General features: G+C 72.4%; 19 protein-coding genes and 1 tRNA gene. 16 read left to right on the forward strand and 4 right to left on the reverse strand.

Translation table 11 applies throughout. From position 1 onward, the window contains the following. Positions 1–33: 33 nt before the first annotated feature. Positions 34–1860, reverse strand: a complete 1827-nt coding sequence (locus ACFYW7_RS05810; RefSeq protein WP_389498213.1) for an endonuclease/exonuclease/phosphatase family protein — start codon at positions 1858–1860, stop codon at positions 34–36. A gap of 377 nt (positions 1861–2237) precedes the next feature. On the opposite strand from ACFYW7_RS05810, the gene ACFYW7_RS05815 reads away from it, so the two are divergent. The 4 genes from ACFYW7_RS05815 to ACFYW7_RS05830 all read left to right on the forward strand — a co-directional run bounded on the left by ACFYW7_RS05815 (position 2238) and on the right by ACFYW7_RS05830 (position 7498). Continuing rightward, positions 2238–3665: a hypothetical protein gene (locus ACFYW7_RS05815; protein ID WP_389498215.1), complete on the forward strand. Its 1428-nt coding sequence runs from the start codon at positions 2238–2240 to the stop codon at positions 3663–3665. A 253-nt stretch (positions 3666–3918) separates the two neighbouring features. Continuing rightward, positions 3919–5376 (forward strand): alkaline phosphatase PhoX, encoded by a 1458-nt coding sequence (locus tag ACFYW7_RS05820; protein ID WP_389498217.1) that lies wholly within the window; start codon positions 3919–3921, stop codon positions 5374–5376. Positions 5377–5441: 65 nt separating this feature from the next. Continuing rightward, positions 5442–5517: transfer RNA gene (locus tag ACFYW7_RS05825), tRNA-Ser, on the forward strand. Between the two features lie 391 nt (positions 5518–5908). Beyond that, positions 5909–7498: a TROVE domain-containing protein gene (locus ACFYW7_RS05830; RefSeq protein ID WP_389498220.1), complete on the forward strand. Its 1590-nt coding sequence runs from the start codon at positions 5909–5911 to the stop codon at positions 7496–7498. A 370-nt stretch (positions 7499–7868) separates the two neighbouring features. Here ACFYW7_RS05830 and ACFYW7_RS05835 read toward each other — a convergent pair whose 3' ends face one another. Both ACFYW7_RS05835 and ACFYW7_RS05840 read right to left on the reverse strand, forming a co-directional pair. Next, complete coding sequence (locus tag ACFYW7_RS05835) at positions 7869–9071, reverse strand: TerD family protein (protein ID WP_389498603.1); 1203 nt, start codon at positions 9069–9071, stop codon at positions 7869–7871. A gap of 143 nt (positions 9072–9214) precedes the next feature. Beyond that, a complete protein-coding gene (locus ACFYW7_RS05840) occupies positions 9215–10024 on the reverse strand; it encodes an NAD-dependent epimerase/dehydratase family protein (protein WP_389498222.1) in 810 nt (269 codons plus the stop codon). Between the two features lie 286 nt (positions 10025–10310). Between ACFYW7_RS05840 and ACFYW7_RS05845 the strand changes: the two genes are divergently transcribed. Together ACFYW7_RS05845 and ACFYW7_RS05850 are read left to right on the forward strand one after the other, a co-directional pair. Next, positions 10311–11252 carry a 5-dehydro-4-deoxyglucarate dehydratase gene (locus ACFYW7_RS05845; protein ID WP_389498224.1) on the forward strand — a complete coding sequence of 314 codons (942 nt, stop codon included), beginning with the start codon at positions 10311–10313 and terminating at the stop codon, positions 11250–11252. Then, positions 11249–12418: a hypothetical protein gene (locus ACFYW7_RS05850; protein ID WP_389498226.1), complete on the forward strand. Its 1170-nt coding sequence runs from the start codon at positions 11249–11251 to the stop codon at positions 12416–12418. The genes ACFYW7_RS05845 and ACFYW7_RS05850 overlap by 4 nt, the downstream gene beginning before the upstream one ends. 201 nt (positions 12419–12619) lie before the next feature. On the opposite strand, the gene ACFYW7_RS05855 is transcribed toward ACFYW7_RS05850, so the two are convergent. Then, positions 12620–13789 (reverse strand): serine hydrolase domain-containing protein, encoded by a 1170-nt coding sequence (locus ACFYW7_RS05855; RefSeq protein WP_389498228.1) that lies wholly within the window; start codon positions 13787–13789, stop codon positions 12620–12622. A gap of 253 nt (positions 13790–14042) precedes the next feature. Between ACFYW7_RS05855 and ACFYW7_RS05860 the strand changes: the two genes are divergently transcribed. From ACFYW7_RS05860 to ACFYW7_RS05905, 10 genes are all read left to right on the forward strand, one after another. Then, positions 14043–14630: a TIGR03086 family metal-binding protein gene (locus ACFYW7_RS05860; protein ID WP_389498231.1), complete on the forward strand. Its 588-nt coding sequence runs from the start codon at positions 14043–14045 to the stop codon at positions 14628–14630. 39 nt (positions 14631–14669) lie between these two features. Then, complete coding sequence (locus tag ACFYW7_RS05865) at positions 14670–15485, forward strand: MBL fold metallo-hydrolase (protein WP_389498233.1); 816 nt, start codon at positions 14670–14672, stop codon at positions 15483–15485. Between the two features lie 242 nt (positions 15486–15727). Continuing rightward, the gene (locus ACFYW7_RS05870; RefSeq protein ID WP_389498235.1) at positions 15728–16384 is read left to right on the forward strand and encodes a GntR family transcriptional regulator; all 657 of its coding nucleotides are present in this window, start codon (positions 15728–15730) and stop codon (positions 16382–16384) included. Further along, positions 16381–17289, forward strand: coding sequence for a dihydrodipicolinate synthase family protein (locus ACFYW7_RS05875; RefSeq protein WP_389498238.1), 909 nt, complete (start codon positions 16381–16383; stop codon positions 17287–17289). Before ACFYW7_RS05870 ends, ACFYW7_RS05875 begins: the two co-directional genes overlap by 4 nt. Beyond that, positions 17277–19007: an L-arabinonate dehydratase gene (gene araD / locus ACFYW7_RS05880; RefSeq protein WP_389498241.1), complete on the forward strand. Its 1731-nt coding sequence runs from the start codon at positions 17277–17279 to the stop codon at positions 19005–19007. Before ACFYW7_RS05875 ends, araD begins: the two co-directional genes overlap by 13 nt. A gap of 234 nt (positions 19008–19241) precedes the next feature. Then, the gene (locus ACFYW7_RS05885) at positions 19242–20177 is read left to right on the forward strand and encodes a carbohydrate ABC transporter permease (RefSeq protein ID WP_389498243.1); all 936 of its coding nucleotides are present in this window, start codon (positions 19242–19244) and stop codon (positions 20175–20177) included. Continuing rightward, positions 20174–21076: a carbohydrate ABC transporter permease gene (locus tag ACFYW7_RS05890; protein WP_389498245.1), complete on the forward strand. Its 903-nt coding sequence runs from the start codon at positions 20174–20176 to the stop codon at positions 21074–21076. Before ACFYW7_RS05885 ends, ACFYW7_RS05890 begins: the two co-directional genes overlap by 4 nt. Beyond that, on the forward strand, positions 21073–22311 hold the full coding sequence (locus ACFYW7_RS05895; protein ID WP_389498247.1) for a Gfo/Idh/MocA family protein: 1239 nt from the start codon (positions 21073–21075) through the stop codon (positions 22309–22311). The genes ACFYW7_RS05890 and ACFYW7_RS05895 overlap by 4 nt, the downstream gene beginning before the upstream one ends. After that, positions 22308–23150, forward strand: coding sequence for a PmoA family protein (locus ACFYW7_RS05900; RefSeq protein WP_389498249.1), 843 nt, complete (start codon positions 22308–22310; stop codon positions 23148–23150). The genes ACFYW7_RS05895 and ACFYW7_RS05900 overlap by 4 nt, the downstream gene beginning before the upstream one ends. After that, complete coding sequence (locus ACFYW7_RS05905) at positions 23150–24745, forward strand: family 43 glycosylhydrolase (RefSeq protein WP_389498251.1); 1596 nt, start codon at positions 23150–23152, stop codon at positions 24743–24745. The genes ACFYW7_RS05900 and ACFYW7_RS05905 overlap by 1 nt, the downstream gene beginning before the upstream one ends. The last annotated feature ends 158 nt before the right edge of the window (positions 24746–24903 follow it).

A 24903-nucleotide genomic window follows, 5' to 3' on the forward strand; every position in this document is an offset into this window, starting at 1 on the left:
GGCCGGGCTCTCGCGTACCGGAGCGACCAGGGACTACGGACGGAACCGCAGAACCTGCGGGTCGTGGTCGCTTATCTGGTCGGAGAACTCCGAGTTGATGTGCACGCTGTCGTACTCCAGGTCGCAGCCCCTGCGGATCGACGGGCTGACCAGGATCTGGTCGAGGACCTGGGCGTTGCCCTGGTAGTCGTAGGTGTAACGCTCGCTCTTCGGCAGCGACTTGATCGCCGACCAGAGTTCGCCGTCACCCTCCAGGATCTTGGCCGTGTCGGAGAACTCGAAGTCGTTGATGTCGCCGAGGGCGATGACGTCGGCGTTCTTCTGCGCCTTCAGGATCTCGTCGACGAACGCGTTCACCGCGGTCGCCTGGGCGTGCCGCTGGACCTCCGAGCTGCGCGCCGGAGGCTGGTACTGCGAGGTCAGCCCCTGGTCGCCCCCCTTGGAGTTGAGGTGGTTGGCGATCACGAAGACCGTGTGACCGCGGAAGACGAACTCGCCCGCGAGCGGCTTGCGGCTGCTCTTCCAGGCCTCGTTCGCCGGGTCGACCCGGCCGGGGGACGCGGTGAGCTGCGCCTTGCCGCGCACCTTCGTGACGCCGACGGCGGTCGTCGAGTCGCCGCCCGCGCGGTCGGTGAACGAGACCCGCTCGGGGTTGAACAGGAAGACCTGGCGGATGTTGCCGCCGGGCTCGCCGCCGTCCTGGTCGTTGACCGGGTCGACGGAACGCCAGTCGTACGCCGGGCCGCCCGCCGCGCTGATCGCGGCGATGAGCTTCTGGACCGTCCGGGCGGCCGAGACCGTGCCGTCGTCCGTCGCGCCGTTGTCGTCCTGGATCTCCTCCAGGGACACGATGTCGGGCGACTTCAGGTTGTTCACGATCGCGGACGCGTGGGCCTCGAACGTGGCGTCGCCCGGGTCCAGGTTCTCGACGTTGTACGTCGCCACCGCCAGCTCGCCCCGAGCCTGCCGGTGCGTGGTCTCGCGCTCCAGGCCCCCCTTCTGCAAGGTGCCCAGCTGGTTGGCGACGAGGGTGTAGCCGCCGAACTGGTTGTAGTCGAGGGGGCCCGCGGTGGTGCCGGCGAGCTTGTCGCCGACGTTCGCGGCCGGGAAGTCGGCGGTCGCGCCGAGGGACTGGATCTGGAGCCGGCCGGTGTTCTGCGAGGTGTACGAGCCGTACACCGAGCCACCGCGGTGGGTGGCGTTCTCTCGCGGCTTCACCGTGACCCACAGCTCCGTGTACGGGTCCGTGGCGGTGACCACCCGGGTGTCGGTGACCTGGACGTTCATGCCCTCCAGGGACTCGTAGCGGTCCAGGGCGTACTTCGTCGGCTCCAGGGTGAGACCGTTGACCGAACCGCTCGCGGCGGTGTCGCCGGCCGGGGCGTAGACGTCCGGCACGGACCTGGCGTCGACGACCGTGGCGGCGGGGACGGCGTTGCCGCTGGAGACGACGGTGACCGTCGGCTTGGTGATCTCCGTGACCGACTGGTTGCCGGTGGAGACGCCGCCCGGGACGAACTCCGAGACCGTGCCCGCCACCGTGACCGCGTCGCCGACGGCGACCTTGGGGGCGGAGCTGGTGAAGACGAAGACACCCTCACTGGTGGCCGGGTCGGCGTCCGGCGTGGGGTCCTGGAGCCAGAAGCCCTTCGACGAACCGTAGGTCCGCACGCCGGTGACGATGCCGGACACGTCCGTGACCTTCGCACCCGCGAGCGGGGAGGTCCGGGTGGTGCCCTGGATGTCGTGGATGTGGACGGTGTCCGCGTGGGCCGGTGTGGTGAGCACCACGGCGGAGATGGTGGAACAGACCGCGGCGACGGTCAGCGCGCCGATGCGCGCGGTTCTCTTGCTCGGCAAGGGAATCCCTCCGGGGACGTGTCTGAGCGCCGGGACGAGGGTGGACGGTGGGAGGAGCGCGACCTGCGTGCGGGCCAGTGACGCGCGTAGAAGGGGTGCGGACGTACGGCCGTTGAACTTCTACGCGCGTCAATCTCGTGTGTGGTGAGGGGAGTTGTCAAGGTTTCAGCGGTGTACGAGACCTCTCGGAGACATGAACCGGGCGGCATGGGTGGAAATCCGTCTAGGCTGAGCCGTCGGCGCGGATTTCCTCGGCCGCCCGCGGATTCCCCCGTCCGCGGCGCCCGGTGCGATCCGCCGCCCGCCGCGGCCCGGGCGGAAGCCCGCTGAACCGCCTGCCCTGCTCGTCGTGGTTGTTCCGGAGGAGAACCCAGCCGATGTCAGACCGCTCTTCCCTGCCGCCCGTGCGGCTGAACTCCGAGGCGCAACTGGCGCGGGACGCGCTCGCCGCGCCACTGCTCTCCCGCGCCGCGCGCCTGGCCCGCTGGGCGGGCCCCGGCACCCGGGTCGGCGCGGGGGGCGAACTGGCCGAGGAACAGCTCCCCGGGGCGGCCGACGTCCTCGGTCTCACCGGCGAGGACGCGGCCGCCTACGCCAGTGAGGCCTGGCGGCTGGCCGTCGACACCGGGCTCGTCGAGATCGTGGACGAGACGGAGGGCACCGTCGCCGCGGGCGAGGAACTGGCGCTGCTCACCTCCGGTGCCCCGCAGGACGTCCTCGGCATCTGGCTCGCCGCGCTCGACACCGTGCTGGCCGACGCGAGCGTTCCCGACCTCGACGATCTCGTCGACACCATGGGCGAGGGCGGCGAGATCGACCTCTCCGCCCTCGACTGGGACCCCGAGGAGGAGGCCCGGCTCCTCGACGAGGTGCTCGGCAGCCTCTATCTGCTGACCGTCGGCGAGAGCGCGCTCGGCGAGGTACCGGTGCCGCTGCCGGCACTCGCCGCCTCGATGGTCGTGCCCGCAGACATGGGGGAGCCCACCGACGACGTCCTGCAGCAGGTCTCGGACGCGATGATGCGGCTCGACGACCAGTTCCGGCTGCTGGAGCCCATCGGCCTCGTCGCCTTCCAGCCGGTCGACGAGGCGCTGATGGCGGACGCCGACGAGGAGCAGGCCGCCCCCGTGGACGACCTGGACGTGTCGCGGTACGGAATGGTGCGCCTGACACCGCTCGGCCTGTACGGACTCCGCGCCCGGCTCATCGAAGCGGGCTTCCCCGCCCCCGCGGTGGGGGAGCTGACGGACAAGGGCGCGGACACGCTGCTGGACGGCACGGCCGACTTCCCCCCGGCGGCCGCCCAGGCCGAGATCGAGCAGTGGCTCGCCCGGCGTGAACTCCTTCCGGCCGCGCAGGAGTTGCTCGCCGCGGCCCGGGGCGCCGACCAGGGCGCCCCGCTGCGCCGCCTGCACTGCCAGCAGGCGCTCTCGCTGGTCGGCCCGGAGGCCGGGCCCGCGCTGCGCGCCGTGCTCGACGACCCCGAGCTGGGCGGCCTCGCCCGCGTCTGGCTCTCCGAGAACGGTGCCTCGGACGTGCCCCCGCCGTCCGAGGCGATGGTCTTCTGGCTCACCATCGACACGGTGGCGGCACAGCTCGCGGCCGAGGGGAACTCCGCCGAACTCCAGGCGCTGGTCGAGGGCCTGGCCCAGCAGCACAGCGGTTTCTTCGACGCCGCCTGGCGGGTCGAGCACCCCGCCGTCCCGGACGTCCTGGAGGCCATGGGCCGGCTGCACCCGGACAAGCGGGTCGCCAAGGAGGCCCGCAAGGCGGCGTTCAAGGCGCGGTCGCAACAGGGAGGCTGAGCGGGTCGGGCCGCCGGGGTGCGGCGTCGGCGTGAGCGCGGGCGCGCCCCGCCCGTCCGGGGCGCGCCGCACCGGCCGTTCCACCGGAGCCGTGCGTTCCTGTGCGCCGGTCGGGTGGATTCACCCAAGCGGGGCTCCTGAAGTCGGCGAGCGTTCAACTCGTGTTCAGACAGGGGCGGGAACGTGTGGCCGCACACCGAGGTCGCCACCCGCCCTCACGGCAACCCGAGTCCACCGTCACAGGAGACATGACATGTCGCTCACCCGCAGGGACTTCGCCAGACAGTCCGCGATCACCGGTGCAGGCGTGGCCCTGGTCGGCACGGTCGGTGCCCTCGCCACCGCCCCGAACGCCCTCGCGGCCACGGAGACCGGCACCGACGGCTTCGGCGAGGAATCGACCGACGCCAGGCACGGCGGCGTCGGCTACGGCCCGCTCGTCACCGACCCGAACGGTCTCCTCGCGCTTCCCGCGGGCTTCTCCTACCGCGTGATCACCTACAGCGGCCGGACCAAGCTGGAGTCGGGCGAGTTCACGCCCTCCAATCACGACGGGACGTCCACCTTCGACGGGCCGCGCGGTGCCACCCTCCTGGTCAACAACCACGAGCTGGCCGGCCCTCGCGCCAACTGGCCCCACCCGGTGCCGCTCACCGAGGGCCTCGTCTACGACCCCGCCGCCGCGGGCGGCTGCACGGTCGTCGAGGTCCGCAAGGACAAGGTCGCCGAGTGGGTCGGCATCGCCGGCACGGCCACCAACTGCGCCGGTGGCAACACCCCTTGGGGCACCTGGCTCACCTGCGAGGAGACCGAGGACAAGGCCGGCACCAACGGATTCACCAAGGACCACGGCTACGTCTTCGAGGTCGACCCCGAGGACCGCCGCCGCAACAGGAACCCGAAGCCCGTCAAGGCGCTCGGCCGCTACGCGCACGAGGCCGTCGTCGTCGACCCCAAGCGCGGCCGGCTCTACCTCACCGAGGACGCCTCGAACCCCAACGGCCTGCTGTACCGCTGGACGCCCCCGCAGGGCTTCGAGCACGGCCACGGCAGGCTCCGCACCCTCGCCGACGACGCCGGAGCGCTCCAGGCCTTCAAGTGCTTCGACTCCGGAGGCCAGTTCGTCGACGACCTCTCCCGTGCCACGAAGATCGGCACGGTGTACGGCGTGGACTGGGTGGACGTCACGGACCGCGACGCCAGGACCGTCTCCGTCCGCAAGCAGTTCACCGCCGGCCAGGTCACCCGCGCCCGCAAGCTCGAAGGCATGTGGTGGAGCGACGGCGGCGTCTACATCGTCTCCTCCTACGCCCGCACCGAGAGCCCCGGCCAGGCGCACGACGGAGCGGTCTGGTTCTACGACCCCAAGCGCCGCACCCTGACGCTGAAGGTCCTCATCGGCGTGAACCCGGACCCCTCCGTCGACGGCGCCTTCGACGGCCCCGACAACATCACCGTCTCCCCGTACGGCGGCCTCGTCATCGCCGAGGACGGCGAGGGCGTCCAGCACCTCTTCGGCGCCACCGAGAGCGGCCGCACGTATCCGATCGCCCGCAACGAGCTCAACATCGGCACCGCGGAGGCGCCGGAGTACAGCGAGTTCACCGGCGTCACCTTCTCGCCCGACGGCCGGACCCTGTTCGCCAACATCCAGGTGCCGGGCATCATGCTCGCCATCACCGGCCCCTGGAAGCGGCAGAAGCGGAGCTGAACTCCCGCTGGCTCCCCAGCGATTTAATTCGCTCGCCCGACGCGCGGCCACCCTCCTAAAGTGATGCCTGTCCAGGTGCGAAGGCAGGACCTACTTCCACTGCTAATGGGGAGGCCGCGGGTTCGAATCCCGCCGCCGGTACAACGTGCCGGTGTAGCTCAGAGGCCAGAGCACCTACGTCGGTTCCGCCGAGTCTGAACTCTGGACACCACAACTTCATGCACCTCCCGGTGCGCGGGCAGCGGCTACTTCTCTGTAAAAGAATCCACGCCGCCGCCTACTTGATCTCGGGAGGCGCAGCTCATGGTGGGTGCCCGGTGCGAAGGCAACGGCTACTTCGGGAACTGGTGGGGTGAAAACCTCATGCGGGTTCGAATCCCGTCATCGACCTCGGGTCGGTGTGGCGGAACGGAAGACGCGCCAGTTTACAGCGACCGTCGCCGACTCCTGATCTCGGGCACCCTCCATTTGCTGTGCCTCCCTCCGGAAAACACGGCGTCACCGTCGTTCAGAGAATTCGGGGGAATTCACCATGGCACGCTTCAACAACAAGGCGGCAAAGGCGCAGCCGACCTCCCGCGTGACGTCCACCGGCCGGGTGCTGCGCACCCACCAGGGCGGCCGGGGCACCGAGCGCGACGCGCGCTCCGAGCTCTTCCTCCTGGCCATCGCCAACTTCGTCTCGCAGCAGACCTTCTACGAGGCCGGCGCGGAGCGCGACGACCGGTTCGCCACGCTCGTGCGCGAGCTCGCCGTCACCGACCCGTCCTGGACGGCCGCCCTGCTCGGCTGGCTGCGCGGTGAGGGCAACCTGCGCACCGCCTCGCTGGTGGGCGCCGCCGAGTACGTGAAGGCGCGCCTCGACGTGGGCGCCACCGACGGCCCCGCCAACCGGCAGGTCGTCGCCTCCGTGCTGCGCCGGCCGGACGAGCCGGGCGAACTGCTCGCCTACTGGACCTCCCGGTACGGCCGGAACGTGCCCAAGCCCGTCAAGCGGGGCGTCGCCGACGCCGTACGGCGTCTCTACAGCGGCAAGTCGCTGCTGAAGTACGACACCGCGTCCAAGGGCTACCGCTTCGGCGACATCCTCAACCTCGTGCACGCGGCGCCGGACCCGGACAGGCCGTGGCAGGGCGACCTGTTCCAGTACGCGCTGGACCGGCGCCACCACCCGGACGCGGCCGTCGTCCCCGAGTCGCTGCCGGTGCTCGCCGCGCACCGCGACCTGATGGCGCTGCCGCTCGCCGAGCGGCGCGAGGTCGTGACCGGCGCGCAGGGCGCGCGGCGGCTGGCGGACGCGGGCATGACCTGGGAGGCGCTGGCCGGCTGGCTCCAGGGACCGATGGACAAGGCGGCCTGGGAGGCCGTCATCCCGTCCATGGGCACGATGGCGCTCGTCCGCAACCTGCGCAACTTCGACGAGGCCGGTGTCAGCGACGAGGTGGCGGCGCGGGTCGCCGCGAGGATCAGCGACCCGGCGGAGGTCGCGCGCTCGCGGCAGTTCCCGTTCCGCTACCTCGCCGCCCACCGGAACGCGCCGTCGCTGCGCTGGTCGTACCCGCTGGAGCAGGCGCTCGGCCACTCGCTGGCCAACGTGCCCGCGCTGCCCGGCCGCACGCTGGTGCTGGTGGACCGGTCGGGCTCGATGTTCTACTCCCGGCTGTCGGAGCGCTCGGAGCTCAACCGGGCCGACGCGGCCGCGGTCTTCGGTTCGGCGCTCGCGCTGCGGGCGGCGGACGCGGATCTCGTCGAGTTCGGCACCACCAGCAAGCGGGTGGGGTTCACCAGGGGCGAGTCGGTGCTCAAGGTCATCGATCGGTTCGGTGACCTCGGCGGCACCAACACGACCGAGGCGGTCCGCGCCCACTACCGGAAGCACGACCGGGTCGTCATCGTCACCGACGAACAGGCCGCGTACAGCCACTACGGCGACGCGACCGAGCAGGTCCCGGCGCACGTTCCCGTCTACACCTGGAACCTCGCCGGGTACCGGGCGGGCCACGGCCCGTCGGGGAAGGGCAACCGGCACACGTTCGGGGGGCTCTCGGACGCGGCCTTCCGGATGGTTCCGCTTCTGGAGTCGGCACGGGACGCTGACTGGCCGTGGGCCCAGGCCGGCTGAGGGCCGAGGCCGTCGGCGCGAGACGGGGGCGCGGTCCGTACTTCGGTACGGGCCGCGCCGCTGTGTGCGGGTCTGGTGGTGGGTGCCGTGTCCCTGTGCGTGCCGGTCCGGTGGGGGCGGCCGCGCGGGCTCCCTCGGTGAGGGTCTCCGACGGTGCCGATCTCCGGCGGTGCGCCGGCGTTCGCGGGGGCGGGTGCGTCGTGGGTCGGGGCCGTGCCGGTACATCCGCCCGTCGCCGTCGCCGTCGGGTGAGGCGTGGCCGTCGGTGGCGACGGGCCTGTGATGTACCGGCACGGCCCCTCGCGTGCGTTGCCGGGCGCGCGTGCGCTTGTGGGGGCCGGGCGGGCCGTTGTCGGGTGCGGCTTGGGTGTCAGAGGGACTGGGCCGCGGGCTTCACCATGCCGCGGACCGTGCGGGACTTGACGAAGTCGCCCATCGCCGTCATCTCCCATTCGCCGGAGAACTGCTTGATCAGCTTGGCCATCATGACGCCCGTCTGGGCCTCGGCGTTGGTGAGGTCGAAGCGGACGAGCTCCTCGCCGGTGGCGGCGTCGAGGAGGCGGCAGTAGGCCTTGGCCACCTCGGTGAACTTCTGGCCGGAGAAGGAGTTGACCGTGAAGACCAGGCCGGTGACCTCCTGGGGGAGCCGGCCGAGGTCGACGGTGATCACCTCGTCGTCCCCGCCGCCCTCGCCCGTGAGGTTGTCGCCGGAGTGCTTGATCGCGCCGTTCACGATGGAGAGCTTGCCGAAGTAGCAGCTGTCGATGTGGTTGCGCTGCGGTCCGTACGCGATGACCGAGGCGTCCAGGTCGATGTCCTTGCCGCGGAACGCGGGCTCCCAGCCGAGGCCCATCTGGACCTTGGCCAGGAACGGGCTGCCGCCCTTGACCAGGGACACCGTCTGGTTCTTCTGGAGGCTGACCCGGCCCTTGTCGAGGTTGATCTTGCCGGTGGCGGCAGGGGGCGCCGGAGGAGACGGGGGAGCGGCCGGGACCGGCGGGGCGGAGAGGCGGGGGTCCGTCGGCGGGGCCGGGGGCGTCACCGGGGGCTGCGGCGCGGCGGTGGGCTGTGCCGGGGCGGGTTCCTCGACGCTCACGCCGAAGTCGGTGGCGATGCCCGCCAGTCCGTTCGCGTACCCCTGGCCGACCGCCCGGGCCTTCCAGGCGCCGTTGCGGAGGTAGATCTCGACGATCACGAGGGCCGTCTCCGAACCCAGCCGGGGAGGGGTGAACGTGGCCAGGACCGCGTTGTCGTCCGCGCCTCGGATCGTCGCGGTGGGTTCGATGCCCTGGAAGGACTGGCCCGCCGCGTCGGGGCTCGCCGTGACGACGATCTTCTCGATGCCCGGCGGGACCGCGGTCGTGTCGACCGTGATCGAGTCCGGGGCCGCGCCGCCGCCCGAGCGGTAGGTCACGCCGGGGCCCGTGGGCTGGTTGTAGAAGATGAAGTCGTCGTCGGAGCGCACCTTGCCGTCGGCGGTGAGCAGCAGGCTCGACACGTCGAGCCGCACCGGGGCGGTGACGTCCACCGTCACGCGGGAGACGGGGAGAGGGATGTTCGAGCCGGGCATCATAGCTGTCATGACTGGGGTAACGAGCGGAGGTGCTTTACCGTTCCCTTACCCAAGAGGGAGTTGTGGGGGCGTAGGATCTTCTGCCCCCGTGGACCGGCTCGGCCGTCGAGGCCGCCGCGACGGCCCTCCCTCCCGCCGCCGGGTCAGTACGGCCAGATCGGCGGGTGGGTCGTGAAATGGCCGCCGAGGTGGGCGTGGTCCGGGTTGTCGGGGTCGAGGTCCCCCTGCTCGGCGATCAGCTTCTCGGCGTACGGCTCGGAGTCGTCGAGCGGCGCGTAGCCGAGGGCCCGCGCGCTGGAGAGGTCCCACCACAGGCGGGTGTTCGCGGACGAGCCGTAGACGACCGTGTGCCCGACGTCCTCGGCGGTCAGGGCGGCGTGGAAGAGGCGGGCGCCGTCCTCGGGGCTCATCCAGACCGACAGCATCCGCACGCTGCTCGGTTCGGCGAAGCAGGACCCGATGCGCACCGAGACGGTCTCCAGGCCGTGCTTGTCCCAGTAGAGCTGGGCGAGGTCCTCGCCGAACGACTTGGACAGGCCGTAGAAGGTGTCCGGGCGGCGCGGGGTGTCGACGGGGATCAGGGGGTCGTCGCCCCGCGGGCGCGGGGTGAATCCCACCGCGTGGTTGGAGGAGGCGAGGACGACACGGCGTACGCCCTCCTCGCGCGCCGCCTCGTACAGGTTGTACGTCCCCTCGATGTTCGCCTTGAGGATCTTGTCGAAGGAGGCTTCCAGGGAGATGCCCGCGAGGTGGACGATCGCGTCGACGCCCCGCACCGCCTCGCGCAGCGCCGCCCGGTCGGCGAGGTCCGCGGTGATCGCGCCCGGTTCGCCCTCGACCGGGAGCATGTCGAGCAGCCGCAGTTCGTAGCCGTACCGCGGCAGCAGTCCGCGCATCAGGGTGCCGAGTCCCCCGGCGGCGCCGGTGAGCAGAACGGTGCGGGGAGCGGGCATGCGGGGTCTCCTCGGTGCGGGCCGGGTGTCGGGGGAGGGTGCCGCCGGACAGTCGGCGGGGCTCTCCGCCAGTCGGCCGCATTCGTGTATGGAATTCACATCCGTGTACACGCTAGGGAGAGTCCGCGTGCCGCGTCAAGTGTCGCGCGGAGGGGCGAAATCCGCCTTCGTGTTGCGGGTTTGCGCGCTTGACCGGCCCAGAGGTGGCGGCTTAGCGTGGGCGTGTTCAGAAATATAGACGTGGATCAGAAACATGCACTCGGTGGGCATCTTTTAGGGAGAGTCCGTGACGTCAGCCCCTCTTGTCGCTCGGCTGAGCATTCCCAGTGGGCCGTTGTTCTTCCCCGTCACCGCGTACGGACCCGACGGTTCCGTCGACCTCGACGTCTACCGGGAGCACGTACGGCGCGGCGTCGAGGCGGGAGCCGCGGCGGTCTTCGCCTGCTGCGGCACCGGCGAGTTCCACGCGCTCACCCCCGAGGAGTTCGAGGCGTGCGTACGGGCGGCCGTGGAGGCGACCGGGGGGCGCGTGCCGGTGGTGGCGGGCGCCGGATACGGGACCGCCCTCGCCGTGCGCTACGCGCGCCTCGCGGAGGCGGCCGGGGCCGACGGACTGCTCGCGATGCCGCCGTATCTCGTGGTGGCCGGGCAGGAGGGGCTGCTGCGGCACTACCGCGAGGTCGCCGCCGCCACCTCCCTGGACGTCATCGTCTACCAGCGCGACAACGCCGTCTTCACCCCCGCCGGCGTGGTCGAACTCGCCCGCACCGACGGGATCATCGGCTTCAAGGACGGGCTCGGCGACCTGGACCTGATGCAGCGGATCGTGAGCGCCGTACGCGGCGAGGGGCTTGGCGGCTTCCTCTACTTCAACGGCCTGCCGACCGCCGAGCTGACCGGACTCGCCTACCGGGGCGTGGGGATCACGCTCTACTCCTCGGCGGTCTTCTGCTTCGCCCCCGAGATCGCGCTGGCCTACCACCGGGCGCTGAACACCGGGGACGACGCGACCGTGAACCGGCTGCTGGACGGCTTCTACCGGCCCTTCGTCGACCTGCGCGCCCAGGGGCGCGGTTACGCGGTCGCCCTGGTCAAGGCGGGCGTCCGGCTGCGCGGGCTGGACGTGGGCGAGGTGCGGCCGCCGCTCCAGGAACCGGCCGAGGACCACGTCAAGCAGCTCGCGCAGCTGATCGACCGCGGGTACGCGCTGCTGGAGGAGGACCGATGAGGACCTCCGCCTTCCTGTACCCCTGGGACGTCAACGGCGACGCGGACGCCGCCGCCAGGACGGCCGCCCTCGGCGTGGACCAGGTGACGCTCGCCGCCGCCTACCACTCCACGCGCGCGCTGACCCCCCGCCACCCCCGGCACCGGATCGTCACGGCCGCGCACGCCGCCGTGCACTACCCGGTGGACGAGGCCCGTTGGGCGGGGCGCGCCCTTCGCCCCCACCCGGCGGGGGACTGGGCGCCGGGGGACGCCTACGGAGAGGCCGCCGCCGCGCTCGCCGGTGCCGGACTCGACGTGCACACCTGGGTCGTCCTCGCCCACAACTCCCGTATGGGCGAAGACCGTCCGACGACCTCCGTGGTCAACGCGCACGGGGACCGGTATCCCTGGGCCCCCTGCGTCGCGCAGCCCGACACCCGGGCCTATCTGGCCGACCTCGCGGCCGAGGCCGCGGTCCGGCCCGGCGCGTCCGGTACGGAACTGGAGTCGCTCGGCTGGTACGGGCTCGCCCACTTGCACGCCCACGACAAGACCGGCGGGGTGGCGCTCGGGGACGCCGGACAGTACCTGATGTCGCTCTGCTTCTGCGCCACGTGCCGGGAGGGGTACGAGGGGCTGGGCCTCGACGCCCAGGAGCTGGCGGCGGCCGTACGCGCGGCGCTCGGGCCGGTGTGGCGGGGGGCGCCGTCGGACGGCGGCTGGGCCGGCGTCGAGAAGCTGCTCGGGGCGCAGACCGCCGGGGTGACACGGGAGTGGCGGGACGGGGTGGCCCGGTCGCTCCAGGAGGAGGTGGTCGCGGCGGTCCGCTCCGCCGCGCCGGCCGGTTTCCAGGTGCTCCTGCACGCCGATCCGGTCTCGTACCACTGCGGGGCCAACGCCGGGGTCGACCCCCGGCACGTCCTGTCCGTGGCCGACGGGGTGGTCGTGCCCTGCACGGGCGGCGCGGCGCCGCTCACCCCGTTCGTGGAGGCGGGCGCGCGAGGACGGGTCCTGGCCGCCAACTTCACCGTGGTGTCGGGGATGGGCGGCCGGCCGGACACCCTGGCGGCGGACGCCGCCCACGCCCGCGCGCTGGGGGCGACGGAACTCCGGCTCTATCACGCGGGGCTGGCCTCGGACGCGGATCTGGAGACCGTACGGGGGGCGCTGGCCCGGCTGGGGTGACGGCACACCCGGGGGCGCCAACGGGGCGAGGGCGCCGTAGAGGTGAGGGCGCCGCCGGGGTGAAGGCACCGCCGAGGTGCGGACGCCGCCGGGGTGAGGGTGGCGCCGAGCGAACGGCCCCGCCGGGGTGAGGGCGCCGCCGGGCGGAAAGGCGCCGCCCGCATCGGCGGGCGGCGGTATCTCCGGGGCCTTTCGTCCGCCTCAGTTCTTCAGCAGCGCGCAGACGAAGTTCTCCTCGACCTCGCGCAGCTTCTTCAGCAGCTCCGGCTTGGTCTCCTTGTTCACCTGGGTGGTGAGCGAGAAGGTCAGTGAGCGCCGGCCGTCCGGTGTGGCGGCGATCAGCTGGGTGTAGCCGGGGAAGTTGCCGGTGTGGCCGAGGACCACTCCGCAGCGGGTGGCGTAGCGGAAGATCGCCGCCCCCGCCTTGTTCTTCCCGGGGCCCGCCGGCTCCGAGGCCCCGTCGATCCAGCGGCGCTGCTCGCGCAGGGTGGCGCGGGAGACGAGGGCCCCGCCCGCGTAGCCGCGGATGAAGCGGGTCAGGTCCGCCGGAGTCGACACGATCCCGCCCGACGCCCACACGCCCGACGCGCTGAGCACCTCGCTGACGTCCTCCGGGGCGTCCGGCGGCGAGACGTCGTAGCCGTGCATGTACGGCTCGGGCATCTCGTAGCCCTGCGGCAGGCTCGTGTCGCGCAGGCCGAGCGGCCGGTAGACGAGTCCGCGCAGCAGCTGCTCGTAGCGCTTGCCGGTCGCGGCCTCGGCCATCAGCGCGACGGCGATGTTGTCGGAGTTCGAGTACATGTACCGCGATCCCGGCCGGAACAGCAGCGGATCGCCGGCGACGTAGTCGAGCAGCCGCCGCGAGTCGAAGTGGTGGCGCGGATCGGCCGTGAGGATCTCCAGGAACTCGGGACTCCTGGTGTAGTCGGGCAGCCCGCTCGTGTGGTTCAGCAGCTGGCGCAGCGTCACGGCACGCCACTGCCGCGGCAGCGACGGCAGCCGGCGCCCGATGGTGTCGTCGAGGGAGAGCGCGCCCCGGTCCACCAGCCGCAGCGCCACGGCGCCGCTGAACGCCTTCGCCGTACTGGCGATCCGCATGTGGTCGTCCGGCGAGATCGGACGTCCGGTGGCGAGGTCGGCGACCCCGGCCCGCAGGACGCGGGAATCGCCCTCCCGGCGCAGGACGGCGATGACACCGGGCGGGCCACCGGGGCTGCGCACCAGGTCGGCGAGCTGCTCCCGCAGCGCGCGATCGCGGTCGGCGGGGGCGGTGCCGGCGTCGGCGGGCGCGGAGGTGACGCCGGCCAGACAGGCGGCGGCCAGCAGGGCGCCGAGCGGCAGACGCAGCCGGAGGCGGCGGGACAGTGACATGGATTCTCCCGAATCGGACGGTGGCCGGGGGCACGCCCAGCTTCGGTCCCGGGAGGTCCACCCGCCCGCGCCGCTGCTGCATACGGAGGAGCGGGGCGCCCGGCGTTGCGCCGTACGGGCGTCCCGGCGGGGGAGTCCGGGTCCGGGAGACCGATGAGTCGGGGGGACCGGCGGGGTCCACCCGTCGTGACACCTGGTTCCGGACACCTGGTTCCGGACACCTGGTTCCGGACCGAGTTCTGAGGAGAATCGGATGACCGGCCAGACCTTCGACCTCGGGCCACAGGCCCTGATCGTGGCGCGCCTCGCGGACGGCGTCACGGACGACGTGCTCGGCGGGGCGACCCCGTGCCCGGACTACGCGGTGCACAACGTCCTGGGGCACCTGACCGGGCTGGCCGGCGCCTTCCGCGACGCCGGGCGCAAGGACCTGGGCCCCTCGACCGACACCGGCCCGGACACCGCGGTGCCCGACACCGGGCCCGGCTGGCGCGCGGCCCTGGCGAAGGCGCTCGACGAACTCGCCGAGGCCTGGCGGGACCCGGCCGCCTGGACCGGAACGACCCGGGCGGGCGGAGTGACGCTGCCGGGCGCCGTCGCGGGTGCCGTGGCCGCCGACGAACTGGTGGTGCACGGCTGGGACCTCGCACGGGCCACCGGTCAGGAGTACACGCCCGACGCCGCCGCGCTGCGGGCCTCGTACGCGTTCCTCCGCGCCGCGGCCGAGGACCCGACCCGGGGCGGAGGCATCTTCGGCCCCGTCGTCCCGGTGCCCGACGACGCCCCGCTCCTCGACCGTGTCATCGGCCTGAGCGGACGCGATCCCGGCTGGAAGCCGTAGCGGGGCCGCCGGGGCGTCACCGGTGCGTACGCTCCCCGCATGCACCCCGCCGCCCCCGCGACCGACGCCGACCCGGATCCCGTTCCCGCCCCGGGATCCGCGCTCACCCTGACGGTGCTCGGCACCGCGTCCCCGCACCCGCGCCCCGGCCGCCCCTGCTCCGGCTACCTGCTGCGCGGCGGGGGCGCCGAGGTGTGGGTCGACGCCGGCCCCGGGACCTTCGCCGCGTTGCAGAGGCACACCGACCCGGCGCGGCTGGACGCCGTCTGGATCTCCCATCTGCACGTCGACCACTGCGCCGATCTGCTGTCCGCGATGTACGGACTGGCCTACGGCGGCCTCACTCCCGCGGCCCCCCTGCCCGTGTACGCGCCGCCCGAGCTCGGCCACCGTCTCGCCGGGTTCCTCGGACAGCGTGATCCCGGGTTCCTGAGCGGCGTCCTCGCTCTCCGTCCCCTGTACGACGGCCACGAGACCCGCGTCGGAGGGCTGCGGCTCACCACCCGTGCCGTCGTGCACGACACCGAGGCGTACGGGCTGCGCGCCGAGTGCGCGGGGCGGGTGCTCGCGTACTCCGGGGACAGCGGTCCCTGCCCCGCACTCGTCGAACTCGCCCACGGGGCCGACCTGTTCCTCTGCGAGGCCGACCTCGACCGGCATCACGAAAGCGAACACCGGGTGCACCTCACCCCCGAGGACGCGGGGGCGGTGGCCGAGGAGGCGGGCGTGCGCGAGCTGCTCGTCACCCACGTGGGTCCCACGCTCACCCCGGAGGCCGCGACCGGGCGCGCCGCGGCCGTCTTCGGCGCCGGCCGGACCTCCACCGCGCGCGAGGGCGAGACCCGGACCGTCTGACGCCCCGCGCTCGCGCGTCACCTCAACTTCCTTTGTCGGAAGCGTTGACGAAACACGGTCACGCTCCTAGTTTCGACGCGTCGTACTTCGTACGTCATATATGAGACGCGATATACGCCGGAACCGAGATCCGTGCCCGTCGGGGATGTTCGCGAGGTGTGTCCGTGCCGGACGCCCTCGGCCGACACCCTCGAACGGTCCCCGGCTCCCGCGATCCGAGACGTGAGACCAGAGAGGCGCGCATGACCTCTGTGCCCACCCCGATCCCGTCCCGCACGCAGTTCGTGCTGGAGGGGATCAAACACCGCATCCTCACCGGGCGGTTGACCCCGGGACAGGCCCTGGTCGAGACCGACCTCGCCGCACAGTTCGGGGTGTCCAAGACACCCGTGCGCGAGGCGCTCAAGACCCTGGCCGGTACCGGACTCGTCGTGATGAACCAGTACAAGGGCGTCACGGTGCGCATGGTGGACGCGGACATGGCGCGCGAGGTGTACGACGTGCGGCTGCTCCTCGAACCCGAGGCGCTGCGCCGGGCGGTGCGCCTCGGAGCCTCCCTCGACGCCGCCCGGGACGCGCTCACCCGCGCCGACGACGCCACCGACACCGCCGAACGCTCCCTGGCCAACCGGGAGTTCCACCGCGCCCTCTACGTGCCCTGCGGCAACCCGCTGCTCGGCCGGATGCTCGACGAGGTGCGCGACCAGGCGGCCCTCGTCTCGGCGGTGGCCTGGGCGGCCGATCCCTCCTGGGAGCGGGAGGCCGGCGAGCACCGGGAGATCCTGCGGCTCGCCCTCGACGGTGACGCCGACGGCGCCGCCGCGGCGCTGCACGGGCACATCGCGTCGTTCGTACGAAGGGCCTTCCCCCAGGGCCAGGAAGAGGACGGACAGGCATGACACCGACGTTCGAGACACAGCGGGCCGCACTCGCCGAGGTCGTGGCGATCCCGGTGACCCCGTTCGCCGAGGACGGCACGATCGACCGGGACACCCACCGGCTGCTGCTGCGCCGGCTGATCGACGGCGGTGTCCGCACCCTCACCGCGGGCGGCAACACCGGTGAGTTCTACGCCCTCACACCCGAAGAGCGCGGCCTCGTCACCGAGTTGACCGTCGAGGAGGCCGGCGGGCGGGCGGCCGTCCTGGTCGGCGTCGGGCACGACGTGCCGACCGCCGTCGCCTCGGCGCGGCACGCCCGCGCTCTCGGGGCCTCGATGGTGATGGTCCATCAGCCCGTCCATCCCTACGTCGCCGAGGGCGGCTGGGTCGACTACCACCGGGCCGTCGCCGAGGCGGTGCCGGAGCTCGGCGTCGTGCCGTACATCCGCAATCCGGCCCTGGAGGGTTCCCGGCTCGCCGAACTCGCGGACCTCTGCCCGAACGTCATCGGCGTGAAGTACGCCGTCCCCGACGCGGCGCGCTTCGCCTCCTTCGCCCGGGACGCCGGGCTCGAACGGTTCGTCTGGGTCGCCGGGCTCGCCGAGCCGTACGCCCCCTCCTACTTCTCGGCCGGCGCCACCGGCTTCACCTCGGGCCTGGTGAACGTCGCTCCGGCCGTCTCGCTGAACATGATCGAGGCGCTCCGGTCCGGCGACTACCCGGCCGCGATGAAGGTCTGGGAGCGGATCCGGCGCTTCGAGGAACTGCGCGGCGCGAACGCCTCCGCGAACAACGTCACCGTCGTCAAGGAAGCCCTCTCGTCGCTCGGCCTGTGCCGCCGCGACGTCCGGCCGCCGAGCAGGCCGCTGCCCGAGAGCGAGCGCTCCGAGGTCGCCGCGATAGCCGCCGGATGGTCGCTGTGAAACGGCCCGAGGACCTGCGAAGCCATCAGTGGTACGGCGCCGAGGGGCTCCGTTCGTTCAGCCACCGGGCCCGGACCCGGCAGCTCGGCTACCTTCCCGAGGAGCACCTCGGCAAGCCGGTGATCGCGATCCTCAACACCTGGTCCGACATCAACCCCTGCCACGTCCACCTGCGCGACCGGGCGCAGGCCGTGAAGCGGGGCGTGTGGCAGGCCGGCGGATTCCCGCTGGAGTTCCCGGTGTCCACGCTGAGCGAGACCTTCCAGAAGCCGACCCCGATGCTCTACCGCAACCTCCTCGCGATGGAGACCGAGGAACTGCTGCGGTCGTACCCGGTGGACGGGGCGGTGCTGATGGGCGGCTGCGACAAGACCACGCCCGCGCTGCTCATGGGGGCCGCCTCGGTCGACCTGCCGACCGTGTTCGTGCCCGCCGGGCCGATGCTCCCGGGCCACTGGCGCGATCAGGTCCTCGGCTCCGGCACCGACATGTGGAAGTACTGGGACGACAAGCGAGCCGGTCTCATCGGCGACTGCGAGATGACCGAGCTGGAGAACGGGCTCGCCCGGTCGCCGGGCCACTGCATGACCATGGGCACGGCGTCCACGCTGACGGCCGCCGCCGAGGCGCTCGGCGTCACCGTGCCCGGCGCGTCGAGCATCCCCGCGGTCGACTCGGGACACGACCGGATGGCCGCCGCCGCGGGACTCAGGATCGTCGAACTCGTCCACCGGGACCGGACGTTGTGCGACATCCTCACCGAGGAGGCCTTCGCGGACGCGGTGACGACGGTGCTCGGCCTCGGCGGCTCGACGAACGCCGTGATCCATCTGATCGCCATGGCCGGGCGCGCCGGTGTCACGCTCACGCTCGACGACTTCGACCGGATCGCCCGGACCGTGCCGGTCCTCGCCGATGTCCGGCCCGGTGGACAGAAGTACCTGATGGAGGACTTCCACTTCGCCGGCGGGCTGCCCGGGTTCCTGTCACGGATCACCGATCTGCTGCACCTGGACCGGCCCACGGTGTCCCACGACAGCCTGCGCGAGCAGCTCGCGGGCGCCCGGGTCCACAACGACGACGTCATCCGCACCCGGGACAACCCGGTCGCGGCCGAGGGCGGAGTGGCCGTCCTGCGCGGCAACCTCTGTCCCGACGGCGCCGTCATCAAGCACATCGCCGCCGAGCCGCACCTGCTCAGGCACACCGGTCCCGCGGTGGTCTTCGACGACTACCGCACGATGCAGCGGACCATCGACGACCCGTCGCTCGGGATCACGGCGGACAGCGTCCTCGTGCTGCGGGGCTCCGGGCCCAAGGGCGGACCGGGCATGCCCGAGTACGGGATGCTGCCCATCCCCGGACACCTGCTGAAGCAGGGGGTCCGGGACATGGTGCGGATCTCCGACGCCCGGATGAGCGGCACGAGTTACGGCGCGTGCGTGCTGCACGTGGCGCCCGAGTCGTACGTCGGCGGCCCGCTCGCCCTGGTGCGCGACGGGGACCCGATCACCCTCGACGTCGAAGCGCGGTCACTCCGACTGGGCGTGGACGACGCCGAGTTGGAGCGCAGGCGGGCCGAGTGGACCCCGCCGCCCGTCCGGTTCGAGCGCGGCTACGGCGCGCTCTACAACGAGCAGATCACCCAGGCCGACACCGGCTGCGACTTCGCGTTCCTCGCCCGGCCGGGCAAGGTGCCGGACCCGTACGCGGGCTGAACTCCCCACGGCCGGGCCCCACCCGGCCGGACGTGACGCCCCACGGCCGGGCCCCACCCGGCCGCTTGGACCGAACGGCCCGCACCTCCAGGGCCGGCACACCGAACCGCCCGCACCCCGAACGGTCAGCACCTCGGACACCGTAAGTGAAGCGACCGCCCTCTGCGTAGTGAGTAAGCGCTTCCTACGGACCAGGCGAGTGCTCCACGGCACCCGCCAGAACGGAGAACAGTCATGGCCCAAGCCGCAGCCGTGGCGAAACCGCCCGCGCCACCCCGGCGGCGCCGTGTTTCCGCGACCCCGCGCAGGCTTCCCTATCTGCTGATCGCCCCGGCGGCGCTGCTGATGCTGGGCTTCATCGCCTACCCCGTCATCAGCGTCTTCTACTACAGCCTCCAGAACTACAACCCCACCAAACCGTGGCGCAACGGCTACGCGGGCTTCGACAACTTCGTGCACGCCTTCACCGACGACCCCCAGTTCTGGGACACGCTGACCTTCAGCGCGAAGTGGGTCGTCGTCGAGGTGGGTCTCCAACTGCTCTTCGGCCTGGCGCTCGCGCTCATCGTCAACCAGACCTTCGTCGGGCGGGCCGCCGGCCGCGCGCTGGTCTTCTCGCCGTGGGCCGTCTCCGGGGTGCTCACCTCGGCGATCTGGGTGCTCCTCTACAACTCCCAGACAGGAATCACCCGTTACCTCGCCGACGCCGGCATCGGCTCGTACGGGACGAGCTGGCTCTCGGACACCTCCACCGTCTTCCCGGCGGCGGTGGTCGCCGACCTGTGGCGCGGTGTCCCCTTCTTCGCGATCCTGATCCTCGCCGACCTCCAGTCCGTCTCCAAGGACCTCTACGAGGCCGCCGAGGTCGACGGAGCGAGCCGGGTCCGGCAGTTCCTGCACATCACGCTGCCGCACCTCAAGGACGCGATCATCCTCTCCACGCTGCTGCGCGCGGTGTGGGAGTTCAACAACGTCGACCTGCTCTACACGCTGACCGGCGGCGGACCCGCGGGCGAGACCACGACCCTCCCGCTCTACATCGCCAACACCAGCGTCGACGCCCACAACTTCGGCTACGCGTCGGCCCTGACCACGGTCGCGTTCGTGATTCTGCTGTTCTGCTCGATCGTCTACCTGCGACTGAGCAAGTTCGGAGGCGGGGACAAGTGATCACCAAGGACGCCGAGACGATCGCGCCGCCCGCGCCCCTCCCACCGGCCGAGGAACCCCGCCGGCGCGAACGGGGGAAGCGCCGCGCCTGGGACGAGGTCCCCCGGTGGCAGATCTACCTCCCCCTGGGCGTCTACCTCCTCTTCACCCTGGTCCCCTTCTACTGGATCCTGCTCTTCGCGCTGCGCCCGGCCGGCTCGACCTCGCTGGTGCCGTGGCCCATGACCTTCGAACACTTCGACAAGGTGTGGACCGAGCGCAGCTTCGGGACCTACTTCCAGAACAGCGTGCTCATCGCCGTCGCGACCCTGGTGATGACCACGCTCGTCGCCCTCGCCGGCGGCTACGCGCTCGCCCGCTTCGACTTCAGGGCCAAACGCGGCTTCATGCTCGCGCTCCTGTGCTCGCAGTTCGTGCCGGGCGCGCTGCTCCTGGTCCCGCTCTTCCAGATCTTCGCCGAACTCCGCATGATCAACTCACTGGCCAGCGTCATCATCGCCGAGACCGTCTTCCAGCTGCCGCTGTCGATGATCCTCATCAGCGGGTTCATCCGGAACGTGCCGTACTCGCTGGAGGAGGCCGCCTGGGTGGACGGCTGCAACCGCTTCGACGCCTTCCGGATCGTCGTCCTGCCGCTGCTGCGGCCCGGGTTGATCGCCGTCGGCTCCTTCGCCTTCGTGCACGCCTGGAACCACTTCCTGTTCGCCCTGATGTTCCTCAGCGACCAGAGCAAGCAGACCATCCCGGTCGGCCTCAACACCCTGATGAGCTCCGACAGCGTGGACCTGGGAGCACTCGCCGCGGGCGGCATCGTCGCCGCCGTCCCCGTGGTCGTCGTCTTCGCGTTCATCCAGAAGTGGCTGATCACCGGCTTCAGCGCGGGGGCGGTGAAGGGATGACCGCCACCTCGCCCACCTCGCCGTCCGGCCGTGCCGGACACGGAACCGGTCCGCGCGCCGCGTCCGGGAGCGGTCCGACGGCCGTGCCGCCCACCGGACTCCCGCTGCCCGTCGTCCTCGCGGGCGCCCGGGGCCACGGCTCCTGGCACCTGGACAACATCCGCCGCCTCCAGGACAAGGGCCTGGTCCGCCTCGCCGGCGTCTGCGAACTGACCCCGCTCACCGAGGCGGAGCTGGCCGGACGGCACGTCGAGCAGTCCGCCGACTTCGGGGCGCTCCTCGACTCCACCGGCGCCGCCCTCGCGGTGATCTGCACCCCCATCCCCACCCACACCGACCTGGCGCTGACCGCCGCGGGCCGAGGTGTCCACCTGCTCCTGGAGAAGCCGCCCGCGCCCTCCTACGCCGAGTTCCGCCGGATGGCCGACGGGGTCGCCGCGGCCGGAACGGTCTGTCAGATCGGCTTCCAGTCGCTCGGCTCGGGCGCCGTACCCGCCGTCAGGAAGCTGATCGGCGAGGGCGCGCTCGGCCGGGTGACCGGCATCGGCGGGGCGGGGGCCTGGGCACGGGACGAGGCGTACTACCGGCGCGCGCCCTGGGCGGGGAAGCGCCGGCTGAACGGCGTGGACGTCGTCGACGGGGTCCTGACGAACCCGCTGGCCCACATCCTCGCCACCGCTCTCGCGCTGGACGGTTCGTCCCGCGCCGAGGACGTCACCGACATCCGGACCGAACTGCTGCGGGCCAACGACATCGAGTCCGACGACACCTCGTGCGTGCGCCTCACCACCGCCCGGGGCCGGATCACGGTCGCCGCGACGCTCTGCGCCGAACAGCCCGGTGAGCCGTACGTCCTGGTGCACGGCACGGGCGGCCGGATCACCTTCTGGTACAAGCAGGACCGGATCCTCCTGCAGCGGTCCGGACGCGGTCCCGAGGAGATCGAGTACGGCCGCACGGACCTGCTGGAGAACCTGGTCGAGCACCTGACCACCGGCGCCGCGCTGCTGGTCCCGCCCGAGTCGACGGGCGCCTTCATGAAGGTCGTCGAAGCGATCCGGCGGGCGCCCGACCCGGTCGCGCTGCCCCCGGACGCCTGGCGCCTGCTGCCCGGCGAGCGGCGCCGCGTGGTGCGCGGGGTCGACGGATTCGTCGCGGCCGCCGCCGACACCCTCGCCCTCTACTCCGAGCTGGGCGCCTCCTGGGCGCTCCCGAAAGAGGTGAGCACCCGATGAACAACGACTCGCTGGTCCTGCGGATCGGGGGCCGTCCCGTCGGCCGGTACGTCACCCGGCCCGCACTGCCGGCCCGGCTCTCCCCACGCCCGTACCTGCACCCCGTCACCACGCTGGCCGGCACGGCCGTCACCGAGCTCGGCCCGGCCGACCACGCACACCACCTCGGCGTCGGTGTCGCCGTACCCGACGTCGAGGGGCACAACTTCTGGGGCGGGCGCACGTACGTCCGCGACCGGGGCCCGACCGAGCTCGACAACCACGGCGCCCAGCGGCACCTCGCCTTCCAGCTGCGGGACCCCGACGGCTTCGTGGAGGAGCTGCGCTGGGTGGCCGCGGGCGCCGAACTGCTGCGGGAACGCCGTACGGTCGCGGCCGTCGGACTCACCGACTCCGCCTGGGCGCTGGACTTCACCTTCTCGCTCACCAACGTCACCGAGCGGGCGCTCTCCCTGGGCAGCCCGGCCACCAACGGACGGCCGGGCGCCGCGTACGGCGGCTTCTTCTGGCGGGCCCGCAAGGAACCGGACGCCCCGCACGTCTTCACCGCCGACGCCGAGGGCGAACAGGCCGTGCACGGGCGCCCCGCCGACTGGCTCGCCCTCGCGGGCGACGGCTGGACGATCGTCCTCGCCGGGGCGACCGGCGCGACGCGCCAGGACCCCTGGTTCGTCCGCGCCGTCGAGTACCCGGGCGTCGGATCCTCCCTCGCCCACGAGGAACGGCTCACGATCGAGACGGGCGGCACGCTCGTCCGCAGGGTCGTCACCGTCGTCGCCGACGGCGTCCTCGACCGGGCGGGCGCCGCCGCCCTGGTACGCAAGGCGGTGAGCCCCTGATGGCCCTGCCCTCCGCCGACCTGGGTGACGGCACCTACCGCAACCCCGTCCTCGACGCCGACTGGTCCGACCCCGACCCGCTGCGCGTCGGCGACGACTTCTACCTCACCGCCTCCAGCTTCGGCCGCGCCCCCGGGCTGCCCCTGCTGCACTCCCGGGACCTCGTCAACTGGACCCTCGTCGGACACGCCCTCCAACGCCTCGAACCCGTCGGGGAGTTCAGGCGTCCCCGACCCGACCGCGGTGTCTGGGCACCCTCGTTGCGCCACCACGACGACCGCTTCTGGATCTTCTGGGGAGACCCCGACCACGGCATCTTCCAGGTCAACGCCCCCGAGATCAGAGGGCCTTGGACCCGGCCTCACCTGGTGAAGGAGGGCAGGGGACTCATCGACGCCTGCCCGCTGTGGGACGAGGAGAGCGGCGAGGCGTACCTCGTGCACGCCTGGGCCAGATCCCGGTCGGGGATCAAGAACCGGCTCACCGGACACCGGATGCGCCCCGACGGCACCGGGCTGCTCGACGAGGGCAAGGTGATCGTCGACGGCGACCGGATCCCCGGCTGGTTCACCCTGGAGGGCCCCAAGGCCCACCGGCACGACGGCTGGTTCTGGATCTTCGCGCCCGCCGGGGGAGTCGAGACCGGCTGGCAGGGCGCCTTCCGCTCGCGCGGCTTCTTCGGGCCCTACGAGGAGCGGGTGGTGCTGGAGCAGGGGAACACCCGGGTCAACGGCCCGCACCAGGGCGGCTGGGTCCGTACCGCGGCCGGTGAGGACTGGTTCGTCCACTTCCAGCACCGCGGCCCCTACGGCCGGGTGGTCCACCTCCAGCCGATGCGCTGGGGCGCGGACGGCTGGCCGGTGCTCGGCGACGAGGGTGCCCCCGTCGCCGTGCACCGCAAGCCGGACCTGCCGCCCCAGCCGCCCTGCGCACCCGCCACCGACGACGACTTCCCCGGCGGCCGGTTCGGGCGCCAGTGGCAGTGGACCGCCAACCCCCGGGACGGCTGGGCCACCCAGCACTTTGCCGACGGGCTCCGGCTGACGTGCGTCCGCACGGCCGACGCGCACGACCTGCGCCGACTGCCCCACGTCCTGACCCAGCGGATGCCGGGTGCGGCCGCCACGGTCCGGGTCGACCTGCGCCTCGACAGCGAGGAACCCGGAGCGCGGGCCGGACTCGTGGTGCTCGGGGACGCGTTCGGCTGGATCGGGCTCCGGCGGGAGCCGGACGGATCGGTGCGGCTCGTCCACCGGTTCGCCGAGCGGGCCGCCCCGGCGGACCCCGCCGGGCGTCCGGGGCCGGGCGAGAGCGAGCGCGACGCCGCTCCCGCGCGGAGCGCGCCCGGCGGCCGGGCCCGGCTGTGGATCGAGATCGGCGCGGGGGCCCGCTGCCGCTTCTCCTACGACGTCGGCGGCGGCCGGGAGCCCTCGGGGCAGGTCTTCGCCGCGACCGGCCGGCAGTGGGTCGGCGCCCTGCTCGGTCTGTTCGCGCTCGCGCCGGCCGGGGCGGGCCACGCCGGAGCCGCCACGTTCACGCGCTTCCGGGTCACCGCGACCCCCGCCGCCACGACCCGTGTCACCGCGACCCCCTGAGGGTCACTTCCCGTTGTCCGTCCGCCTGTTGGGAGCCGCAATGACGCACCCCCGTAGCAAGCGCTTGCCGGATGTGGAGGGAAGGGCGCGCCCCTTCCCGAAGCCGCCGTGTGAAGACCTCCGAGGACATCTCGCCCACTCCGCAGACCCGTTGGATC

Origin of the sequence: Streptomyces sp. NPDC002580 (assembly GCF_042889485.1) — a bacterium.
Classification (GTDB): Bacteria; Actinomycetota; Actinomycetes; order Streptomycetales; family Streptomycetaceae; genus Streptomyces.

Bases quoted from the DNA above. Each gene is read 5' to 3' on its own strand.
- ACFYW7_RS05870 (WP_389498235.1), top strand. From the start codon at position 15,728: ATGACCTCTGTGCCCACCCCGATCCCGTCCCGCACGCAGTTCGTGCTG.
- ACFYW7_RS05885 (WP_389498243.1), top strand. From the start codon at position 19,242: ATGGCCCAAGCCGCAGCCGTGGCGAAACCGCCCGCGCCACCCCGGCGG.
- ACFYW7_RS05835 (WP_389498603.1), bottom strand. From the start codon at position 9,071: ATGATGCCCGGCTCGAACATCCCTCTCCCCGTCTCCCGCGTGACGGTG.
- ACFYW7_RS05895 (WP_389498247.1), top strand. From the start codon at position 21,073: ATGACCGCCACCTCGCCCACCTCGCCGTCCGGCCGTGCCGGACACGGA.
- araD (WP_389498241.1), top strand. From the start codon at position 17,277: ATGGTCGCTGTGAAACGGCCCGAGGACCTGCGAAGCCATCAGTGGTAC.
- ACFYW7_RS05905 (WP_389498251.1), top strand. From the start codon at position 23,150: ATGGCCCTGCCCTCCGCCGACCTGGGTGACGGCACCTACCGCAACCCC.
- ACFYW7_RS05900 (WP_389498249.1), top strand. From the start codon at position 22,308: ATGAACAACGACTCGCTGGTCCTGCGGATCGGGGGCCGTCCCGTCGGC.
- ACFYW7_RS05830 (WP_389498220.1), top strand. From the start codon at position 5,909: ATGGCACGCTTCAACAACAAGGCGGCAAAGGCGCAGCCGACCTCCCGC.
- ACFYW7_RS05860 (WP_389498231.1), top strand. From the start codon at position 14,043: ATGACCGGCCAGACCTTCGACCTCGGGCCACAGGCCCTGATCGTGGCG.
- ACFYW7_RS05820 (WP_389498217.1), top strand. From the start codon at position 3,919: ATGTCGCTCACCCGCAGGGACTTCGCCAGACAGTCCGCGATCACCGGT.
- ACFYW7_RS05815 (WP_389498215.1), top strand. From the start codon at position 2,238: ATGTCAGACCGCTCTTCCCTGCCGCCCGTGCGGCTGAACTCCGAGGCG.
- ACFYW7_RS05850 (WP_389498226.1), top strand. From the start codon at position 11,249: ATGAGGACCTCCGCCTTCCTGTACCCCTGGGACGTCAACGGCGACGCG.
- ACFYW7_RS05855 (WP_389498228.1), bottom strand. From the start codon at position 13,789: ATGTCACTGTCCCGCCGCCTCCGGCTGCGTCTGCCGCTCGGCGCCCTG.
- ACFYW7_RS05875 (WP_389498238.1), top strand. From the start codon at position 16,381: ATGACACCGACGTTCGAGACACAGCGGGCCGCACTCGCCGAGGTCGTG.
- ACFYW7_RS05865 (WP_389498233.1), top strand. From the start codon at position 14,670: ATGCACCCCGCCGCCCCCGCGACCGACGCCGACCCGGATCCCGTTCCC.
- ACFYW7_RS05840 (WP_389498222.1), bottom strand. From the start codon at position 10,024: ATGCCCGCTCCCCGCACCGTTCTGCTCACCGGCGCCGCCGGGGGACTC.